We start from the raw sequence: 2,522 nt of genomic DNA, 5'->3' as shown, positions 1-2,522 counted from the left end.
ATGCAGGTCAATCCCCACATAAAGCAGATTTTCTCTTTTCTGCAATTCTCTCCCTCCAGATCTTGTTTCCAACCAATCAGTTCCCGTACCGGCAACCTCAGATGACAGCGTTAACTCTTCACGAGTCCGCAAGGGGGCGACAGCCTATCTACAACAAACCAATGGGTGGATGGACAAGTTATTTCTTTTATTGGTTGTTGATGTTAACTCTGTATAGAATGGATTGCAAGTCATTTCTGGATTTAGTTTCATGAGAAAGGAACAGCAGAAAAAGGAACAGAAAAGGGAGTTACAGAAGAAGTGTTTTTACCCCCTGTAACCCCCGGCAGCACCATTTTACCATAGAACCAGTTTGATGTAAATTCATGGTTCACCATGAACCATAGGGTAGATGATCTGACTAAACTTCTGGTGAAATAGAATTAATATACCACTTTTTGTTTGCCCTGTATCGCAAAATACTGCCCCTGTATGACCTTTAAAACCGATGGTGGAACATGTATGCCATTCAGGCAATTAAACACCTCGTTGGGCAAATTTGAAAAACATAGGTTTTACCTTTGCACCTGATAACTGTTTGGATTGCTATTGCCTCCTGTTCGTCTTTCGGTTGCTTTTTCAGAAAAATGTCGCATATAGATCAGCTTTTCATATCCCTCAAGTCGCACAATCGCAACCATTTATAAATTCCTTAACTAGTAAATTCTCGCCTTATTTTGCTTCAAAAGTAGGGATGAACCATGGGGTCGAAAATGATGCAGGTTAAAGGCCGGTGCACCTTGGGGCGCACCGGCCGATTCACAGCAGCCGGCAATGCCGACTGCATAAGGATTTCGGTCAAAACATTTCTTTTTTATTAGGTGGCTGTCAATAAGACAAAGGTCACCCATCAGGTGGCTGTATCTATTTAAGAATCAGCCACGTTCAAGGAATTCAAAGGTGTCTTTATAGGTACACCTGAGTATCGACTAATAATTTCCGTTATATCACTTAAATTCCAATTATCTCTTATCATATTCCTAAGGTTGTTCATAAAATTCAAAGCCAATCCAATTATTTTCTTCAACTATTTCTTTTATCTTATTAGAAACATATATGGCAGCTACACTTTTTGAACATCTAAAAATATCATATTGGCTACATACTTCTTTATTTAAATAAGTTGCCTGAGGAATAAATGTATATAAATTATATTTTTCATTATATTTATATTTACTCTTCTCCATATCAAAGGCATCAATAAAATTATTTATATACATTAACACATAATTATTATTAATATTGTTAGTAACTACATCAACTAGCTTTATCGGAAAGTATTGTAGTCCCTTAATATCCATTTCCACAAATTTTTCCATAACCCTAACATGAATTATGGGCCATCGTTTTACATTCAACAAATAATCACTTTCTAAATTTGATACTTTTGAACTATAGTAAAATTCAGCATTTGGCCAATCAACTATATTACGTTCTGATAAGATAATATTATCAAAATATCCTTTTTTGACATCCAAGTAAATTATTTCATCCAAATTAGTTGTTTCTGCATAAATGGTGTTTGTTCCATCTTTTATAGAATCATCTATTCTACCCATATCAAATACTAATTTATAATACATCCTTTTACTCCTTTAAATTTTTCCAATATTTTGAATACAACATGTCAGGATTTTCTCGAACTATACTCTTTATTTCGCTTTCATATAAATCTAAAAATATATCCTTATTCCCCTGTGCAACATTATCAATATTCTTCATTTCATCTAATACAAAATCATGATAAGCATTTGGATGTCTTCCTTGATGAGGAAGTAATTCCTTATTCCAATCGGCATCTAAATTAAGCTCATATTTATCTGTGATATCTTTAAATGATTGTGTATATGTTTTACTCTTATCAGTAGCATAGTGATGTACTTGTTCCGGCTTAGTTGTTGATTGTGAATTTTTTAAGCCCTTACCCGTCCCCTCAGGTGGAGTACTGAGGTATGCGACGAACGGTAAAAATATTAATTCAATTAAAAAATTATAGCACGTCTTTGTGCTGTTTTTAAATAGAAAAATTACTGTTCTTCTTCTCGAATCGGTTCACGGTATTCCGTCTTGTTTTTCATCATTCCGTACACTATGTTCACCAAACGGCGCATGATACAGACCAGCGCTTGAGACTTTGTCTTTCCTTCGCCGATTTTTCTCATGTAATAGTCATAAAATACCGGGTGATTGGGTATTCCGTTCTTGGGTTTAGACACCATGGTTACTGCCAGGAAATAAAACAGTCCATGCAACTGACGGTTTCCCTGTCTGGAACTTTGTTCCTTACCTTTTCCGGCGGAACTGAACTTTACAGGAGCCACTCCCGCAAATCTTGCCAGCTTGTCTGCACTGGGAAACCTTCGGATATCTCCGATTTCTGCAATCAGCTTACTGGCTACCGACGTCCCTATACCAGGCATACTGGTCAGTTTATAATCAAAACTAAGCAGGATCTTCTCGATTTCCTGATCAAGCCCTGCTAA

3 protein-coding genes are annotated in these 2,522 nt (G+C 36.3%); all 3 read right to left on the bottom strand.

Features of this window, described 5'->3' with window-relative positions:
* Positions 1-1,019 precede the first annotated feature (1,019 nt).
* Positions 1,020-1,622 (bottom strand): imm11 family protein, encoded by a 603-nt coding sequence (locus CRO04_RS25625; RefSeq protein ID WP_097007052.1) that lies wholly within the window; start codon positions 1,620-1,622, stop codon positions 1,020-1,022.
* Between the two features lie 4 nt (positions 1,623-1,626).
* The gene (locus CRO04_RS27535) at positions 1,627-2,013 is read right to left on the bottom strand and encodes an AHH domain-containing protein (RefSeq protein ID WP_420323220.1); all 387 of its coding nucleotides are present in this window, start codon (positions 2,011-2,013) and stop codon (positions 1,627-1,629) included.
* Positions 2,014-2,066: 53 nt separating this feature from the next.
* On the bottom strand, positions 2,067-2,522 hold a 456-nt coding region (locus CRO04_RS25615; RefSeq protein ID WP_141401059.1), incomplete at its 5' end, for a transposase.

Source organism: Lacrimispora amygdalina, assembly GCF_900205965.1.
Classification (GTDB): Bacteria; Bacillota; Clostridia; order Lachnospirales; family Lachnospiraceae; genus Lacrimispora; species Lacrimispora amygdalina_A.
This window is presented reverse-complemented; position numbering and strand designations above follow the sequence as displayed.